This is a genomic window from Veronia pacifica (genome assembly GCF_001707825.1).
In the GTDB taxonomy this organism is placed as follows: Bacteria; Pseudomonadota; Gammaproteobacteria; order Enterobacterales; family Vibrionaceae; genus Veronia; species Veronia pacifica.
Map to the genome: position 1 here is coordinate 90,285 of NZ_LYBM01000003.1, position 16,271 is coordinate 106,555.

The following is a 16,271-nucleotide window of genomic DNA, read 5'->3' on the forward strand; positions in this document are numbered from 1 at the left end:
CCTGCATTTTACTTTCCACTGACAGGGGTACCATGCAGGATGTTGTAAAGCTGGATTCGATGAAGCGGTTTAGAAAGGTGAAGACCATAATGGTAGTGCGTTTTACCATTAACACTTCGGTAAAAACTTCTCTTGATAACGCCTTTGAAAGCAGGCATGGAATTCATTTTTATCTCACAAGCCCCCTGCTCTAATCGCCAAGCCGATACAATACCTATGCCATGTGTTGATACATCAACCACCAGCACATTCAATTTTGGTATCACCTTGTGACACCAATACATTTGGGCAAGGACTCTGGGTACACATTTTTTTCTGTCCCATCGCCGAATATTAGCCATCTTACTTCTCTCTTCTCCATGCGTGAAAAGCCTGCTTACATGGCATTACTCGTCTTTCCAAATCTGATCCTATCAGTGAGGTATGTCTTGTTTCTGAATCAAAGTTGAGACAAAAAAGTTGGTAGGTCAAAATTAGCTACATCTAGCTCACAATAACTTAGTCATAATTATTACTTTTTGACTATTTTGACCAAAACTTAAAAGTAGCAATACACTGCAATGTAATTAAGGTCATTTTTATACGTTAAAAAACAACCGCTTGAGTAACCCTACAAACTTGGCACAGTGTTTGTTTACTCGTATTCAAACACACAGCTACTTACAACACAGAATAAAGGGATGACATCTATTTCTGTGGGATCGGGTTAAGGAGAATGATTATGGTGACAAACAGACGAAAGCAACAAATCACTGGGTTGTTCATTTTGCTGGCAGGCGTTGTAGGCGGGCTTACAATAGCCATGTGGAATATATTCTGACGCCAGTATTGCCTATGACCTCACGCTGCCCTTCATTGACTGAGAGCATGAGCGATAAGAAGCTCTTCGGTATATTGACGTTTCCACAGAATTTTATGCACAGTAATAAACTGAGATAAAGCCTTTCAGGTAACGTAAATTGAGAATGAAAACGAAAGCAGGCCAGTATTGAACTGGCCTGCTTTCGTTTTCATTTTTACACGCAAGGTGTTACTGGCAGTTAGCGACAAGACTGTCCTCTTCTAGCGAAGTACATCCGTAAAACGCATAAAAAACAGGACTTGCCATCAATCCCATAAACAACACAATTGGAATTAAAAGTTTTAGAAAAAAAGGTATTCTCATGGTGACTCCTCAAAACCAAGGAGACGTATCTTTTGTCGTCATTTGAAGACAATAAGAGCAGCGCACGCCATAGAATTTTCAAAGTCAGATTACCTGTTTACGTTTCTTTTTGGTAATAATTCATTGTAAAAACTCTGATTTAACTCCGAATATCGTGATTAATAGCAATTTAAAGTGAAATTAAAAAGTAATATTCTCATTAATTATATGCTACTCAGCAATAAAAACTTGCTCAATAAAACAGACAAAAAATAAGGTTATATCTCACGACATTCATTTGCTTTTCAATATGACGTGATACAGATACACCATTTAATCCGGCCACTTCCAGTTGGGTTTATCGAGTAAACCCTGACCAATCACTTCCGTTTGACTCATATTTTTCTCAAGCTCAAAACCACTGCACTCAGGATGTTCATTCAACGAAGCAATCAAACGGTTTGAGTGTGAAATAACCCAAACCTGAGTCTGGTCGGCAGCGTACATGATCAGTTTTGCTAATGCTGGAAGGAGATCAGGATGCAAGCTGGTTTCCGGCTCATTCAACACCATTAAGCTGGGTGGCCTCGGTGTTAGCAGCGCTGCTATCCACAGAATATATCGCAGAGTACCGTCAGATAATTCAGATGCTTTAAGCGGTCGGAGAAGCCCATGCTGGTCAAAGCAAATATCCATCAGGCCATCTTCACTCATCGAGACACTCAATTGGCAGTTGGGGAAAGCATCCGAAATAGCATTCTGAAGTGCCTCTTTGTCACCAATTTCCATAATCGTTCGAATTGCAGCCGCGAGGTCACGACCATCATGATGGAGTGCAAGCGTACGAGTGCCTAGCTTTGGTGTCCTGGCTGGTGCGTCAGCATCTGTCCTGAACTGATCATAGAATCGCCAGCCCCTAATTTTTTCCCTCACATGAAATACTTCCGGCGCTGCAGTAGGATCAGCCAGTTGATCAAACATACTGTCATACATAGGTAAATGCTGATTAATGACAGACCATTGCCTTCCTTCTTTAACTTTTACAACATGGCCTTTTCTCTCCACTAACGTCGAAGACGGCCTTGGTTGAGAGCCCGTAAAAATTCCCTCATATTTAATTTCAGGATCTTTACTGAAGAAGGAGTTATAAGGAATTGGAATACCAAAGGAGACACAATATCCAAAATCGTCAGCGGCAAACCCCATTTTCAGCCGTTTTGTAGATTGAGGTTGCCCTCCCTGTACATCAAATTCTCCCACTTTCATCGCTCTTGATATTCTCTCAGGCCCGGCCCAATAGACAGACTCGAGGCCACCCTCCGCGACAAGAGAGGGAATAACGCCACCGTTTGCTGAATCTGCCAATAGCTTGAGCGCCTTATAAAGGTTTGACTTACCCGTGCCATTAGCACCAGTAATGACATTCAAAGGTCCCAGTGGGATAGTGATATCTTTTATTGAGCGATAGTTTGAGATTGAAAGAGAGGTCAGCATAAATACACGAATTATCTGGTTGTTAAGAGAGACTAGCAAAACCAAACAAGAAAAAGAACGATGTCTCTCAATGAACACTGAACAGAGATGCCTTCCCATCCAATACGTAGAAATGAACAACGTTTCATTCTTCACTCCCACTTGGTCATATTCGTTGAGGTAGCATGAATGATGGGATCTGATGGACAAAGGCATAAGCTGGCTGATATCCAGCGCATAAAGACTGTCCAAAAAGGCTCGAATTTCTGCGGTATTGTTCTCTTTATTTCCCGTAAGCAATAGCTTGGCCTGAGTAGCATGGTAATCTGCAACGTAATGAATCCCTGCACTCAGGATAAAATAATGAAGCAGTTTTACCCCATCGGTCAGGCCGGCACACCTTGGTCTGAGAATGAAAAAGAAACATGGCTGGCACAGACCGAAATTAAACGAAGCTATAACGATCTGGTCATCATAAAGATTGATGCGCTGCGTGATCGATTCCAAGTTGAGCAGTATGGTGCACTGTCAATTAACAGTGAGAGGTATCCTCTGTTTGGCGTCAGAAATAAAAATTGGCATGAGGACAAGCCAGTGGTTCTCATTACTGGCGGCGTTCATGGTTATGAGGCCAGTGGTGTTCAAGGCGCACTGAAATTTCTCGATACTCAGGCTGAAGCCTACAGCACAGAGTTCAATTTCATTGTTACTCCATGCATTAGCCCGTGGGGATATGAAACGATTAACCGCTGGAACCCGTTCACTGTCGATCCAAATCGTTCGTTCCACCCTGACAGCCCTTCGGAGGAATGTGCGCAAGTAATGGCTTATGTGCACAACCATAGCCAAAATATTCTGGCACACATCGATCTTCATGAAACCACAGATACAGACGAGAGTGAGTTCCGCCCGGCACTGGCTGCACGCAATGGAGAAGACTATATTGCAGGCAATATCCCAGATGGATTCTATCTGGTCGGAGACATCAGTAATCCCACTGCAGAATTCCAGACAGCCGTCATCAATGAAGTCAGAAAAATCACGCATATTGCCCCTGCTGATGAAGACGGGAAACTCATTGGCGAGAAAGTGGTACAAGAAGGCGTAATTAATGTCCCTGTGAAAAAAGCGCACCTATGTGCTGGGTTCACAAATGCTGAGTTCAATACCACGACAGAAGTATATCCAGACAGTGATAATGTGACAGATGAAGAATGTAATGATGCGCAAGTAGCAGCAATATTAGGTGCGCTTGAGTATCTGAAAAACTGCCGATAACTATCTGAAGGGGCAATCAAAGCCCCTTTTTTATTCAAGATCAGGATGAATTCATTTACCTTCAGCGACTTTTATCGTCATTCGCGTCTCTCCATATTTCACCCCATCAATTCGGTAAACATCATCAAGACGTTCAGTGATGACAAATCCATGTTTCTGGTACAAAGCTAGGGCTTTTTCATTACCCTCCATAACAGCCAGATCAACCCAGTCAATCGCGTCAGAGTGGCGACAAAAAGACAACACTTTCTCTATCAACTTATCTGCAAAACCACGCCTGCGATATGCCTGAGCCACGCCCATTCCTAACAGCACTCGATGATGTAAATACTCGCCGCCATGGGCGCGCAAATCTAAGTGTGCCAGAATGTCGTTATTTTCTGACTTTATCAACCACAACCGACGCCACTCGTCATGCCCGTATTGTGTGTCTAAGCCTTCAATGAAGCGATGCTTTAACTCCTCGCTGACCGTTGTTTGTTCACTGTTCTGCGGCTGAAAAGTAATCGCATCATGCGCTGCATTTTCTTTAATTAGCTGGCCCAGATATTCAAAGAAAACAGCAAGATCAGTCGTTTTCGCTTCCTGAACGTGAATGTGTTGATGGTTCACTATGTATTCCTTTTAGGATCCTTACTTTTGCATGACCTGAGCTGCAACCGCATTGGCTGGATAAAAGCGGGGACAGGATGTTCTAATTTGATGCTCGAAAAACCAAGGCTCTGATAAAAGCCAATAGCATTTTTTGCTGCATAAACATCAAGCGTTTCCTGATCATCGAGCCTCTCAATACCTGAGATAAACAGTGCTCTGCCTACCCCTTGAAAGTGATAGAGAGGCGCGACGAAAAGATCGGACAAACGGAAGTGATTTTTGAAGAGGACAAAGCCAGCAATCTCACCGCTTACAACCGCTTTCAGGAAAACGGAATTTTTCAGTAACATTGCTTCATTCATATGACGCTTAACCGCGTCAATAATGACGATTTTGTCCTCATCGGTCGCATCGACCTTTTCCCTTACCGCGTCTTCCGTTAATTGATATAAACGGGGAAAATCACTTTCCTCAACATGAGAAATTGAGCCCGCAAACATTAGGCAACACCATGCCCTTTTGAGGCCACCCAAACTCGATACCATTGTTCATGAGTCAACGAAATATTCATCGCATCAACGGCATGCATGAGTCGATCGATTTTGCCACTGCCTGAAATCAGGATAGGACGAGACGGCAAAGAGGCTATCCACGAGTACACAATCTGATCAATAGATGTGGCTGAGGTTTCAGCAACTAGCTCCTCTAATACCAAGCGCAGCCGCCTTACTTGCTCAGAATCTTCATTAAATAGACGTCCACCCGCCAGACAAGACCAAGCCATAGGTGCAACCCGTTTTTCCTGCAGCTGGTCGAGCGTGCCATCTTCTAACACACCCATGTTGAGCGGATTGATTTCAACCTGATTTGTTACCAACGAACTGCTCAAGCGCGACTGTAACAAGGAAAATTGAGATGGCGTGAAATTAGACACCCCAAAGTGCTGGACTTTGCCTGATGTTTTGAGTTGCTCAAACGCATCGGCAATGTCATCAGCATGCATCAGCCAATCTGGGCGGTGTAGGAGGAGAACATCCAGATGATCAACTCCCAGTCTGGATAAAGAAAGATCAACAGATTCCAAAACATTTCGCTTACTAGAGTTATAGTGCGCTATAGATACGTCACCATTAGGAGGAATAATTCCACACTTGCTGATAATTTCAATTTGCTGTCTTACCGAGGGCTCAAGCTTTAACGCCTCGCCAAACAAGACCTCACAGGGTGGATTACCATAAACATGTGCATGGTCGACCGTAGTCACACCCAGCTCGAGGTGTTGTTTAAGAAAAGATAAGCGCTGTTGAGGTGTCATACCCCACTCAGCCATACGCCAATATCCCTGTGATACCCGAGAAAATTCTGGCCCATCAGGACACATACTGATGCGTTTTGCTGTATTCATGATTAACGTCTCTCATCGATGTACTAGGTTGACCTGATAGGTCATGGGATTAGCAGAATAGGGTCAGAAACAGATGTGAGATAGATAAATAGCTAAAATTTGGAGATTAATCGTCGTTATTAACGTGATGTCGGTTAGAAAATCGCCAAAGCTAAACGTACGCTGGCTTTCAAACATAAGTACAGAAAGTTAATGCTTATTTTTAGAAAGGAAGACACACCACATTTCGCATACTGTAAAAATAACTGATCATATTTTTAGACACACAGCACTTCATTGAAATACTGATTTCACTCGCACGCTGATACTCTTGACTAAAAATCTTGACGGTTATTACTCCTAGTATTCCAACTAACCTGACAAATTTTTTAATCACGCAGACACTTTCTTTAATTTTTCTGGGAACGATGAGGAAGATTTCATGATAAAGAGGATATTTTTTCTTTTAGTTACGCTACTTTCCTTCAAAGCTGCCGCTCAGGGCCTAATCCATCCACTGGACTTTAAAGGTACTGAAGAGAACAAATCTGAGGTTATTGCCCAAATCAAAGCCAGAGTTAAAAAGACTTACACCGAAATTGGCATGGGAGATCCATTGACACTTCGCTTAATGGAAAAAGAAGAACTGAATTCATTCAAAAAACTCACCAAAGCGAAAAACAGACAAATGCTCGATCAAGTCATTAATCAATATTGCAGCATCGGCATGTGTAACTACAACACTATTCAGACGATGTATGCTGAGCAGATGAAAGCATCTAATGACGAGCTCACTTGGTAGAGTAGTGAAATAATGGGGAATCAAACGAAGATAATCATTCGGCTCACTGGTATCAGCCAATGCGCATCAATTGTGATTCCCCTTTAAATCGAGCGTTATTGCGAAAACACAGTACTGGCGAGTTCAACGTATGGAAACGACAGTTGGTCTGACTCCCCTTCAGTTATCATCTATATCTTATGCCAAAAAACAGTTCAACATTTTGATTGGTCAGCGCGAAATACGATGGAGAAATGAGAGCATTGTAAATTTATAGACATTCTGCCCAAATTTTAGAAATTACCCTCTCTGGTGTGGTTTGTGGCGGTGCTGATAACATTTTAAGGTCTAAAATTCTGTTCAAACATCGGCAGATTTTAAATGTCAAAATGTAAATAAGCCTCGAAAAATGTAAATAAAGACAATGTGATCGATTACAAGCATCTTTCTCTCTTGTTCTTTTTAGAGTCTTTACTCTATAATCGGTTTGCTAATAATCACAGGATTTACCATGTTTGCAAAGATACCTTTCGCCAAGAAATCTGCTCTTGCGCTGACACTGCTATCGCTTTTTGCACCGGCAACCAATGCACAGACAATGAGCTTTGTTGAGGCTTGGCAACAAGTACTCAGTCAAAGCGATGCTCTGGCCGCTAAGCAGGCCAGTCTGGACTACGCCGCGCAAATGGAAAAAGCGGCATACGGCTACAATCTGCCTTCTGTATCGCTCGGTGCCACTTATGTCAGACTGGACGACAGTACAGACTTTAAACCTTCAGAGTATATTGGCAGTAAGCTTGACCCTCAGATTGCCCGGCAAATTAATCAACTGCTCCCCAACCTTGGTGCATCGATAGACCGTTCCTTCCGTGACAACGTGCTGCGCGATGAAATATTTAATAGCTCTATACGTGCGGTTTGGCCCATTTTTACCGGTGGAAAAATTACAGCAGCACAGGATATTGCAGCGGCCAAAACCGATGAAGCAAAATATTTGCTGGAGATGGAGCAACAAGCGAAATTTGAGGACTTGTCAAAAGTCTATTTTGCCACTGTCTTTGCCCATGAAGTCCTCAATACCCGCATTGAATCCGAAAGGAGCCTGAAAAAACATCTTGAGCACGCAACCAAGATGGAAGAACAAGGACAAATTGCCCGTGTTGAACGCCTTCAGGCAGAAGTCTCTTACGACAAAGCAAAAACGGAGCGCAAAAAAGCAGAACGGGATTTGGAAATTGCTAATGCAGCTCTGAACAATATGGTGGAAAGCGACGAAGATATCTCAGTGTCTTCTCCTTTGTTCACTCAGTCAGAGGTACCAGCCTTTTCGCCTTTTCTGAATCAGACTCTTGCCTCGTATCCCGGACTCAAGGTTCTGGATGCCAAACAAGAACAAGCCAATGGTTTGATTAAGGTTGAACGCAGCAAATACGCGCCGAATGTCTATGTTTTCGGTAATTACGATTTACACAAAGGCGACAGCGTACTTGACCAAATTAAACCTGACTGGATGGTAGGTGTAGGTGTCAATATTCCACTTGTTGACAACACTGGCCGCTCAGATCGCCTCAAAGCTGCGCATAGTAAGGTGACTCAGGTAAACCACCTCAGATCTCAGGCAGAACGCGATTTATCCTTACTGGTAGAGAAAAATTGGCGGGAAGCACAACAGGCGTTAGAGGAATATAAAGGCCTCATATCCAGTGTAGAACTGGCCAAAGAGAACCTTCGCCTGCGCGAAAAAGCATTTGCTCAGGGGCTATCAACCTCCCTTGATGTTATTGATGCTGAGCTATTCGTCGTCGGTGCCAAAACTCAACAACTCTCTGCTGCGTATCAGTACGTGCTATCACTCTCCCGTCTGCTGGCTGTCAGTGGGCAAATGGATGACTTTTCAACTTATCAACGTCAAGCAATTAACGGCGAGGTAACATCATGAGTAAAATTAAATCAGCCGTTTTGGCAGTGGCGGGCACCGCTTTCGTTGGCTGGACTGGATATAGCTTTTATGAGGCTTATCAGCCACAACCTGAAATTTTCCAAGGCCAGATTGAGGCACAACAATACAGCATCTCCTCAAAAGTACCGGGCCGTATTGAAGAAGTTTTGGTTCATAAAGGACAGCAGATTGACAAAGGTCAGCTGATTTTCACCCTCTATAGCCCTGAACTCGATGCCAAACTTGAGCAAGCCAAGGCAGGACAGGAAGCGCTGATGCCATGGCAGACCAAGCCAATACAGGTGCACGTAAGCAGGAAATCGATGCGGCACGCGACCAATGGAAGAAAGCCAAAGCTGCCGCTGAGCTAATGGAGAAAACCTACAATCGCGTCGAAAGCCTGTATAAAGATGGTGTAGCCGCAGAACAAAAACGTGATGAAGCTTACACCCAATGGAAGGCAGCAAAATACACTGAAAATGCCGCACTGCAAATGTACAACATGGCAAAAGAAGGTGCTCGCGTAGAAACCAAACGCGCTGCTCAGGAAAAACTACGCATGGCAGCAGGTGCAGTAGCTGAAGTAGAAGCCTATACCGCTGATACCCGTATTGAGAGTTTTTACAGCGGTGAAGTGAGCCAAATCCTGTTACATCAGGGTGAACTCGCGCCACAGGGATTCCCTGTTGTTACTGTGATTGATTTAGATGACGCATGGGCCGTTTTCAACATTCGTGAAGACAAGCTGAAACAATTCGAAAAAGGCTCAGTGTTCTCCGCGAGAATTCCGGCGTTAGGTGATCAGTCCTTTGATTTCAAAGTTAACTATGTCGCGCCTCTGGGTGACTTCGCTACGTGGCGTGCAACCAGTAGTCAACAGGGATATGACATGCGTACTTTTGAGGTTGAGGCTCGCCCAGTAGACCCGATTAAAGGACTAAGAGCTGGTATGAGTATTCTGGTCACTAAAAGCCCTGAACAAGCCTGAGTATCTGAATGATGAATAATTCAGGATTTTCCGGGCTGCTCGCGCAGGAGTGGCGATGGATCCGTTCAGACCGATGGCTCACTGCCTTATTAAGCTGGCTACCCCTGTTCCTGTTCGCCGTCATCTGGCTCATTTTTTCAGCGGGGACGGCACGCGAAATGCCCGTCGCTGTGGTCGACATGGATAACTCACAATTATCTCGCGCTTTGGTGAGGTATTATGATGCCAGTCCGACAGTATTGGTCAGCCATTACAGCTCAACCCATGAAGCAGCCGAAGCAATGAACCGTGGTGATGTATTCGCTATGGTAGAGATTCCATTGAAATTTGAGAAGCAGACGTTAAGGGGAGAGAAACCTAACGTCAACGCTATGTTTAATAGCCAGTATATTCTCATCGGTAAGCTGATCAGCTCTGCGCTATCACAGGCGCACTCAACATTTGCTGCCATGGTGGAAACCAAGGGACACATGATGAAAGGCACCACGGTCAGCAGACAGGCGCTGGGCGAGTCAGTACCCATCAGGTTCCAGATGGTGCCGCTGTTCAACGCAGGAACCAACTATGCTCAGTTCTTGGTCTCAGCGGTCATACCGGCGATCTGGCAAATTATTATTGTGTCCGCAGCAATATTTTCGCTCACTGTGACAGACAGAAAAGTAGGAATAGAACACTGGCTACGTGAAAGACCAGTTGCAAAAATCGCCGCCAAGAGCATCGCTATCTTCTTACCTTTACTGGCTATGGGGATATTGTTTGGTTCCGTTATGCACTTTGGTCTTGGCTGGCCGATGAACGGCAGCTGGTTGATATTATTCAGTGCTCAAGCCATGCTCGTGCTGGCGGCCATAGCCATCGGCAGCCTGCTCTATCTCGGCACCCGTGATCCTGTTCGTGCTATGAGCATGGCCGCTGGATACACAGCACCCGCCTTCGCATTTATGGGGGTCAGTTTTCCAACCAGCGAGATGCCAGCGTTTGCCCAGTACTGGCGCGCTATGTTACCAGTCAGTCATTATGTCAGTGTGCAAATAGGTCAATTTAACTATGGGGCTACATTACTGCAGAGCCTGCCGCATTTTCAGGCGCTGGCAATGTTTGGGATAGCGTGGCTACTGGTCGCAATGAAATATCGTGGCATTCGTAAGGCGGCACAGTCAGTCACAGGAGTCAGCCAATGAGTTGGTTTTCATTGTTAAAACAGGAAATACGGGCATTGTTTACCAATCAGGCTGCAGTATTTACCGTGTTCGGTGGGGTGATCATCTACTCACTCCTCTACCCTGTGCCTTATTCACAACAAACGCCGAGAGAGCTCTCTGTCGCCATTGTCGATCAGGACGGCAGTCAAACCAGCCGCATGTTTACCCGAATGATGGATGCCACTCCTGAAATCACTGTCACTCGTGAGCTTCCAACGGTAGATTCTGCGGCTGAGTTAATTGCCACCGGCGTTATTGATGGTGTTGTGAGTATCCCTGAGCACTTTTATCGTGACCTGTTGATGGGAAAAAGCCCGGTGGTATCCGTTGCCGGCGATGCATCTTTCTTTCTGGTTTACGGCACTGTGGTCACGGGCGTAGTTAATGCGGGTAAAGACTTGGGCGCCAAGGTGAAAGTAGCGAAATCAGTATTGCGAAATACACCATTGGCTCTGGCATCCAAGCAGTACACGCCCTTTGATCTCAACTTGACACCTGTTTATAACCCTACGATGGGTTACGGAAACTACGCCATACCGGGCGTGTTTATGTTGATTCTTCAACAGACACTGATGCTGGCTTCTGCACTTATTGGTTGTCAGCAGATGGTGAGCAAAGGCCAATCCTCTGCATACTGGAATACGTCAAACCCTCTGCTTGTAGTTCTGACCCGCAGTCTGGTCATTGTTGCTATTTACGCCATTATGGCCATGTACTATCTCGGAGCATGTCTTGAAGCAAACGGCATCAACCGCTTATCTCATCCCATTGAGTTGGCGTCTGTGGTTCTCCCCTTCCTGTTCGCATCTTCTGGATTAGGTATTCTACTGGGCTATTTATTCAAACGGGCTGAGAGCCTATCGTTGGCAATATTAGTCAGTTCAATGCCGATGCTGTTCGTATCAGGTTTTATTTGGCCTACCGCCGCATTGCCTGTTTGGCTTCAGGGACTGGCGCAGATCATCCCTTCAACAGCAGTTATCCCAGCAGTGCTGCAGTTAAACCAAATGGGAGCGACACCTGCTGACGAAATACATTATGTTGTGCAGTTGTTGTTGCAGGCCATCAGTTACCTTTCACTGGCTGCGTTGTTGCTCTTTGGCGCTCAGCGCATGTTCCGAAACGAACATAAACACATCACTACCAGTCAGTAGTATCGACAACGATAGATAAAAAAGAACCTCGACCTCGTCGGGGTTCTTTTTTACTGTCCATACCGAACGTCCAGTATTCAATATTGATAAATCAACAAAGAATGAGTTCTGGCTAATGTCGCAAACGTGGCGTGTGGATGTAGTAAGGATTTCGGCGACGTATTCTATTTCGGTATGCGAACCGTCGCCGTGTTGAACAGGAGAGTTTATCTAATGGCTTTGACCAGCCATTCACCGAGTTCTGTCATCGCCTCTTTATGATGCGGGAAGACTTCTATTGCCCATTCTATTGTTTCTCGCATTCCATCTTCTGTGTATGTTTGCGCCACCAGCTTTTCCGATAAAAACTCCAGTGGTGAAGGGTCAAGACTATCGGTATAAATCTTTGCTTCAGTGACTTTTCCTTTCACAACATTCAAGTGAACATCAACGCCACCCCAATCAAAACGTTCACTCAACTGGTGACTGAACTCTGGTGTGTTACCAAAATTCCATTGCCAACTGGATTGCGTAGTAAACTTTTCTTCAAAACCGGGGAGGTCAGGTAACTTTTCTGGGGAGATGAGCTCAGGTTCGACTTCTTCATCATAATAGTTGAAGAATGATTGCTGGATGGCCTGGCATACCGTCTGATGCTCGATTTCGGGTACTAACTCAGACAGGTTTATTACTCGTGCGCGAACCGATGAAATTCCCTTTGCTGCCAGCTTTTTCTTATCCGGATTGAGGTAGTTTGCCAAGCGGGTCATGTCAGCACTCAAAAGTAAAGTGCCATGATGGAAGCCCCGGTCCATGGCCTCTCTATAAGCCGAGCCCGAGAATTTCCTCTCCGTGTCGTCGATATTCACAACAAGGTCATTTCGGCCCGTTGCGTAGGCATCAATACCAAACGATTTTAGGGCACTGAGCACGATTTCTGTTGATACACTCTTGTCGTAGCCGGGCTTTCCCGCCATAAAGGTAAAATTTGTATTTCCCATATCATGGAATACCGCTCCCCCACCGCTTTGACGACGAGCCAACGTAATACCATCATCTTCCATTTTCCCTGTATTACATTCCTTCCAAGGGTTCTGAGCTCTGCCGATGACAACCGTATTGTCATTACGCCATAGAAATAGAACTTTCTGATCAGTCGGCATAGATCGGAAGATAGTATCCTCGACGGCGAGGTTGAAAAGAGGATTAACAGAAGTGGAAATGAGTACACGGATGGTAGCCATTGGAAACCTTATTCATAAAATGAAAAATGTTGCCAAAGGCTACTCAAGTTAATAATGACAGTAAAGAGACAAGGCCGTGATAATCAGCGACAATAGCCTAAAATGGCGTAAAGTCACGAATCTCCCTTAGCATCCAGTGTTGGCGCATCCTTCAGAGCAGGTAATGTCATTTTCTTAGGCAAAAAGTCTTTTGGTTCACGAACAAATGCCAAAAGCACTTCATGCTGCTTTTCTGTTGACATGTCCTCCGTGATAAATCCCTTCCGTTTGAGATATGCAGTCATCTGATCGGCATTCTCTATCGACGCAACGTCAGTACTGTGCATTTCCTCGCAGGCTGATGCTGAACCTATCGTCAGGAACAAAGCTGTAAAAGCAGATAAGATACAATTTCGAACCGTTCTGTGTGTTGGTTTCATTGATGGCCTCTAGTCGGTTTCAGACATATTCTCATCGAGTTACTCAGCGTAATATCGAATGAGCTCACGCAGCTGTGAATAAAATAATAAGAAACATGAAGTTAAAACAATAGATGACATTATTACGTTCGTGTTATTGGGATAGCATCATACCATCAGCGGAATTGCCGCTTACATGACACTGCTTTGTGAGACTGCCTGAACAGATAATTACTGGTTGCAAAGAAAGACATACTAACTTGGCCTTGGTACACATATTCGCCACAATTAAAAAGTGACACCGTCACTTATGACTGATTATCCAGTGCTTTCTTTAACTGCTCAATCATTGCAATTGAGCTTTCGTTGTCGCCGTGAACGCAAATAGTGTCAACATCCAGTTTGATTTCTTCACCGTCTATCGACGTAACTGTCCCCTCTTTTGCCAACTGTAAAACCTGACGCTCTATCGCCTCATTATCTTTCAGGACCGCACCGTTTCGGTTTCTTGGTAGCAAACTTCCTCCAGACGTGTATGCACGGTCAGCAAACGCCTCGCGAATCAAATTCACACCATAGCTTTCGGCTATTTTCGAGTAGTCTGTCATGTCTGATGAAGCAAGCAGCATCAGCCCTTGATTTCCGGGTAGCGAAGCCACTGCGCCGACGACAGCTTCATACATTTTGACGTTAGACATCATGTCATTGTAAAGCGCACCGTGTGGCTTGATGTAACTGATATGTGTCTGGTACTGATGACAAATCGCATCAAGGGCGCCAGCCTGATAAGCGACAAGGTGTTTTATTTGATTGAGGGTGTGAGGGATTGAACGACGTCCAAAACCAACTTTGTCATCGTATGAGGGATGCGCACCTATGACCACACCGTGCTGAGACGCCAGCCTGACAGTCTTTGCCATGGTGTCAGGGTCAGACGCATGAAAGCCACAGGCAACGTTGGCCATGTCTATCCACGGCATAACTGCATCATCTTTTCCCATCACCCAAGACCCAAAACTCTCACCCATATCGCAATTCAGTTTCATGGCTCACCTCCCCCATCGTCTTTTTATTGTCGGACAGCTTTGGGCAGTGTTCCAGCAAGGCTTTTACGGTTTTTAGTGATAATGTCGTCAAGCCTCTGTTTTTATTACCAAGGAATTTCTGTTCCATCATGGTGATACAATTTTCCTGAACCATCAGGTGTCAAAGATTCAAAAATAGTCGTGATCCGATTAGCGGTCACGTCATCAGGGTACAGTTTGTCTTTGGGCCAGTTTTTTGTAAAAGGTTCGGACAGCGCAGAAGGTGTTGTACCGGGGTGAACAGCAATCACTGACGTACCTGACGCCTTACGTTGCCACTCAATAGATAAGTTTTTCACCAACATATTCAGTGCTGATTTACTCATACGATAGCTGTACCAGCCACCAAGCTGATTGTCTTCAATACTGCCAACTTTGGCACTGACTGATAGCCAGCGTAAACGGCTTTTGCTTTTGATAAAGGGCGCAACAGATTGAGCCAAATGCATATGCGTGACGACATTGACTGACATACTTTTCGCTAACCACGCCTGATTGAGCTGCTTTAAGTTTTTCTCTGGTAAATTTCCATCCTGGTGAAGCTGGCCGCAACAACAAATAACACCATCAAGCTCAATCAAATTATCTTTCAGCCACTGTCCAACAAGAGCGACTGAGCTTTCCTCCGTCAACTCCACTGCGAGATGATTATCGCTTTCTGCCAGCTTTTCAGCTTTTCTACTCACGGTCACGACCCTGTACCCTTTATCAGATAACGATTTAATTAGTGCACGTCCAATCGTTCCGTGTGAGCCAGCCACCAATACTGTACCTGTCATCCATCAGTCTCCTGCTGTTTTGCTAATATTCGAAATATTGATTTATTTTTCGTGGTGTTAAGCCACAATGGCGTTTAGTACGTAAAACACAATCCAAACAGCTTATCTTACAAAAAGGAATCCTCATTTTTTATGGACCAACCTTGTATTTTGATCACAGGTGCAGGCCAACGTATTGGTCTTGCCGCTGCAAAACACTTTATTGCTCAGGGATTCAAGGTCATTGCTTCTTTCCGGACTCATCGCCCGGCTATCGATGAGCTGGAGTCGCAGGGAGTCTTTTGCCTGAAAGCTGATTTTTCAACTGATGAGGGCATCGCGTCTTTCATTTCTGAGGTTGAAAGCCTCAATCCTCCTTTACGCGCCATTATCCACAACGCCTCAGACTGGAATGCAGAAAAAAATACTGACCAACCAGCTGAGCTAATGAATGAGATGATGCAGGTTCATGCAAAAGCGCCTTATCTGATAAATCTTGGATTATCATCAAAGCTTGATAGAACAGGGAAAGCCAGTGTGGACATTATCCACATGACTGATTATGTGGTGCAAAAAGGGAGTCATAAACATCTAGCGTACGCAGCTAGCAAGGCTGCACTCGACAATCTTACACTTTCATTTGCACAGCAGCTTGCGCCTGACGTAAAAGTGAACAGCATAGCGCCGGCGCTAATCATGTTTAATGAGTGGGATGATGACAATTATAAGAAGAAAGCGCTGGCAAAATCATTGCTTGAAGTTGCACCCGGCGCAGAAGAGGTCGTTAAGGCAATTAGCTACCTACTGGAAAGTAACTATATGACAGGTCAGACACTTCGGCTGGATGGCGGTAGAGCCTTAAAGTGAAAT

The 16,271-nt window shown here is 44.8% G+C and carries 15 protein-coding genes and 1 pseudogene; 7 read left to right on the top strand and 9 right to left on the bottom strand.

Annotated features, from left to right (window positions below; translation table 11 throughout):
- Window positions 1–8: 8 nt before the first annotated feature.
- Together A8L45_RS03190 and A8L45_RS03195 are read right to left on the bottom strand one after the other, a co-directional pair.
- Window positions 9–266 carry a hypothetical protein gene (locus A8L45_RS03190; protein ID WP_175401891.1) on the bottom strand — a complete coding sequence of 86 codons (258 nt, stop codon included), beginning with the start codon at window positions 264–266 and terminating at the stop codon, window positions 9–11.
- A gap of 1,211 nt (window positions 267–1,477) precedes the next feature.
- Window positions 1,478–2,917 (bottom strand): AAA family ATPase, encoded by a 1,440-nt coding sequence (locus A8L45_RS03195; protein ID WP_245680635.1) that lies wholly within the window; start codon window positions 2,915–2,917, stop codon window positions 1,478–1,480.
- Window positions 2,918–2,980: 63 nt separating this feature from the next.
- Here A8L45_RS03195 and A8L45_RS03200 point away from each other — a divergent pair, with 63 nt between their 5' ends.
- Window positions 2,981–3,895 (top strand): M14 family metallopeptidase, encoded by a 915-nt coding sequence (locus A8L45_RS03200; RefSeq protein WP_068899152.1) that lies wholly within the window; start codon window positions 2,981–2,983, stop codon window positions 3,893–3,895.
- A 51-nt stretch (window positions 3,896–3,946) separates the two neighbouring features.
- Here A8L45_RS03200 and A8L45_RS03205 read toward each other — a convergent pair whose 3' ends face one another.
- From A8L45_RS03205 to A8L45_RS03215, 3 genes are read right to left on the bottom strand one after another with little or no spacing between them, the layout of a single operon-like run.
- Complete coding sequence (locus A8L45_RS03205; protein WP_175401892.1) at window positions 3,947–4,507, bottom strand: GNAT family N-acetyltransferase; 561 nt, start codon at window positions 4,505–4,507, stop codon at window positions 3,947–3,949.
- A complete protein-coding gene (locus tag A8L45_RS03210) occupies window positions 4,507–4,989 on the bottom strand; it encodes a GNAT family N-acetyltransferase (protein WP_068899154.1) in 483 nt (160 codons plus the stop codon). The genes A8L45_RS03205 and A8L45_RS03210 overlap by 1 nt, the downstream gene beginning before the upstream one ends.
- Complete coding sequence (locus tag A8L45_RS03215; RefSeq protein ID WP_068899156.1) at window positions 4,989–5,894, bottom strand: aldo/keto reductase; 906 nt, start codon at window positions 5,892–5,894, stop codon at window positions 4,989–4,991. Before A8L45_RS03215 ends, A8L45_RS03210 begins: the two co-directional genes overlap by 1 nt.
- A 421-nt stretch (window positions 5,895–6,315) precedes the next feature.
- Between A8L45_RS03215 and A8L45_RS03220 the strand changes: the two genes are divergently transcribed.
- The 5 genes and pseudogenes from A8L45_RS03220 to A8L45_RS03240 all read left to right on the top strand — a co-directional run bounded on the left by A8L45_RS03220 (window position 6,316) and on the right by A8L45_RS03240 (window position 11,937).
- Window positions 6,316–6,675 carry a hypothetical protein gene (locus A8L45_RS03220; RefSeq protein ID WP_068899158.1) on the top strand — a complete coding sequence of 120 codons (360 nt, stop codon included), beginning with the start codon at window positions 6,316–6,318 and terminating at the stop codon, window positions 6,673–6,675.
- 490 nt (window positions 6,676–7,165) lie between these two features.
- Window positions 7,166–8,593, top strand: a complete 1,428-nt coding sequence (locus A8L45_RS03225; RefSeq protein ID WP_068899160.1) for a TolC family protein — start codon at window positions 7,166–7,168, stop codon at window positions 8,591–8,593.
- A pseudogene (locus A8L45_RS03230) lies at window positions 8,590–9,581 on the top strand (HlyD family secretion protein). Before A8L45_RS03225 ends, A8L45_RS03230 begins: the two are co-directional and overlap by 4 nt.
- 8 nt (window positions 9,582–9,589) lie before the next feature.
- A complete protein-coding gene (locus tag A8L45_RS03235) occupies window positions 9,590–10,762 on the top strand; it encodes an ABC transporter permease (RefSeq protein ID WP_349266989.1) in 1,173 nt (390 codons plus the stop codon).
- Window positions 10,759–11,937, top strand: coding sequence for an ABC transporter permease (locus A8L45_RS03240; RefSeq protein ID WP_068899163.1), 1,179 nt, complete (start codon window positions 10,759–10,761; stop codon window positions 11,935–11,937). The genes A8L45_RS03235 and A8L45_RS03240 overlap by 4 nt, the downstream gene beginning before the upstream one ends.
- 206 nt (window positions 11,938–12,143) lie before the next feature.
- Here A8L45_RS03240 and lplA read toward each other — a convergent pair whose 3' ends face one another.
- From lplA to A8L45_RS03260, 4 genes are all read right to left on the bottom strand, one after another.
- A complete protein-coding gene (gene lplA / locus A8L45_RS03245; protein ID WP_068899168.1) occupies window positions 12,144–13,160 on the bottom strand; it encodes a lipoate--protein ligase in 1,017 nt (338 codons plus the stop codon).
- A gap of 113 nt (window positions 13,161–13,273) precedes the next feature.
- Window positions 13,274–13,579, bottom strand: coding sequence for a hypothetical protein (locus A8L45_RS03250; protein WP_068899169.1), 306 nt, complete (start codon window positions 13,577–13,579; stop codon window positions 13,274–13,276).
- 287 nt (window positions 13,580–13,866) lie between these two features.
- Window positions 13,867–14,604 carry a 5-oxoprolinase subunit PxpA gene (locus tag A8L45_RS03255; RefSeq protein WP_068899170.1) on the bottom strand — a complete coding sequence of 246 codons (738 nt, stop codon included), beginning with the start codon at window positions 14,602–14,604 and terminating at the stop codon, window positions 13,867–13,869.
- A 104-nt stretch (window positions 14,605–14,708) separates the two neighbouring features.
- Window positions 14,709–15,422 carry an SDR family NAD(P)-dependent oxidoreductase gene (locus tag A8L45_RS03260; protein ID WP_068899176.1) on the bottom strand — a complete coding sequence of 238 codons (714 nt, stop codon included), beginning with the start codon at window positions 15,420–15,422 and terminating at the stop codon, window positions 14,709–14,711.
- Between the two features lie 132 nt (window positions 15,423–15,554).
- Here A8L45_RS03260 and folM point away from each other — a divergent pair, with 132 nt between their 5' ends.
- A complete protein-coding gene (folM, locus tag A8L45_RS03265; RefSeq protein ID WP_068899178.1) occupies window positions 15,555–16,268 on the top strand; it encodes a dihydromonapterin reductase in 714 nt (237 codons plus the stop codon).
- Window positions 16,269–16,271: the final 3 nt, after the last annotated feature.

Excerpts from the sequence above, each read along its gene's own strand:
- A8L45_RS03235 (WP_349266989.1), top strand. The coding sequence starts at position 9,590 with ATGATGAATAATTCAGGATTTTCCGGGCTGCTCGCGCAGGAGTGGCGA.
- A8L45_RS03210 (WP_068899154.1), bottom strand. The coding sequence starts at position 4,989 with ATGTTTGCGGGCTCAATTTCTCATGTTGAGGAAAGTGATTTTCCCCGT.
- A8L45_RS03260 (WP_068899176.1), bottom strand. The coding sequence starts at position 15,422 with ATGACAGGTACAGTATTGGTGGCTGGCTCACACGGAACGATTGGACGT.
- A8L45_RS03220 (WP_068899158.1), top strand. The coding sequence starts at position 6,316 with ATGATAAAGAGGATATTTTTTCTTTTAGTTACGCTACTTTCCTTCAAA.
- A8L45_RS03255 (WP_068899170.1), bottom strand. The coding sequence starts at position 14,604 with ATGAAACTGAATTGCGATATGGGTGAGAGTTTTGGGTCTTGGGTGATG.
- A8L45_RS03225 (WP_068899160.1), top strand. The coding sequence starts at position 7,166 with ATGTTTGCAAAGATACCTTTCGCCAAGAAATCTGCTCTTGCGCTGACA.
- A8L45_RS03215 (WP_068899156.1), bottom strand. The coding sequence starts at position 5,894 with ATGAATACAGCAAAACGCATCAGTATGTGTCCTGATGGGCCAGAATTT.
- A8L45_RS03200 (WP_068899152.1), top strand. The coding sequence starts at position 2,981 with ATGAAGCAGTTTTACCCCATCGGTCAGGCCGGCACACCTTGGTCTGAG.
- lplA (WP_068899168.1), bottom strand. The coding sequence starts at position 13,160 with ATGGCTACCATCCGTGTACTCATTTCCACTTCTGTTAATCCTCTTTTC.
- A8L45_RS03250 (WP_068899169.1), bottom strand. The coding sequence starts at position 13,579 with ATGAAACCAACACACAGAACGGTTCGAAATTGTATCTTATCTGCTTTT.
- A8L45_RS03240 (WP_068899163.1), top strand. The coding sequence starts at position 10,759 with ATGAGTTGGTTTTCATTGTTAAAACAGGAAATACGGGCATTGTTTACC.
- folM (WP_068899178.1), top strand. The coding sequence starts at position 15,555 with ATGGACCAACCTTGTATTTTGATCACAGGTGCAGGCCAACGTATTGGT.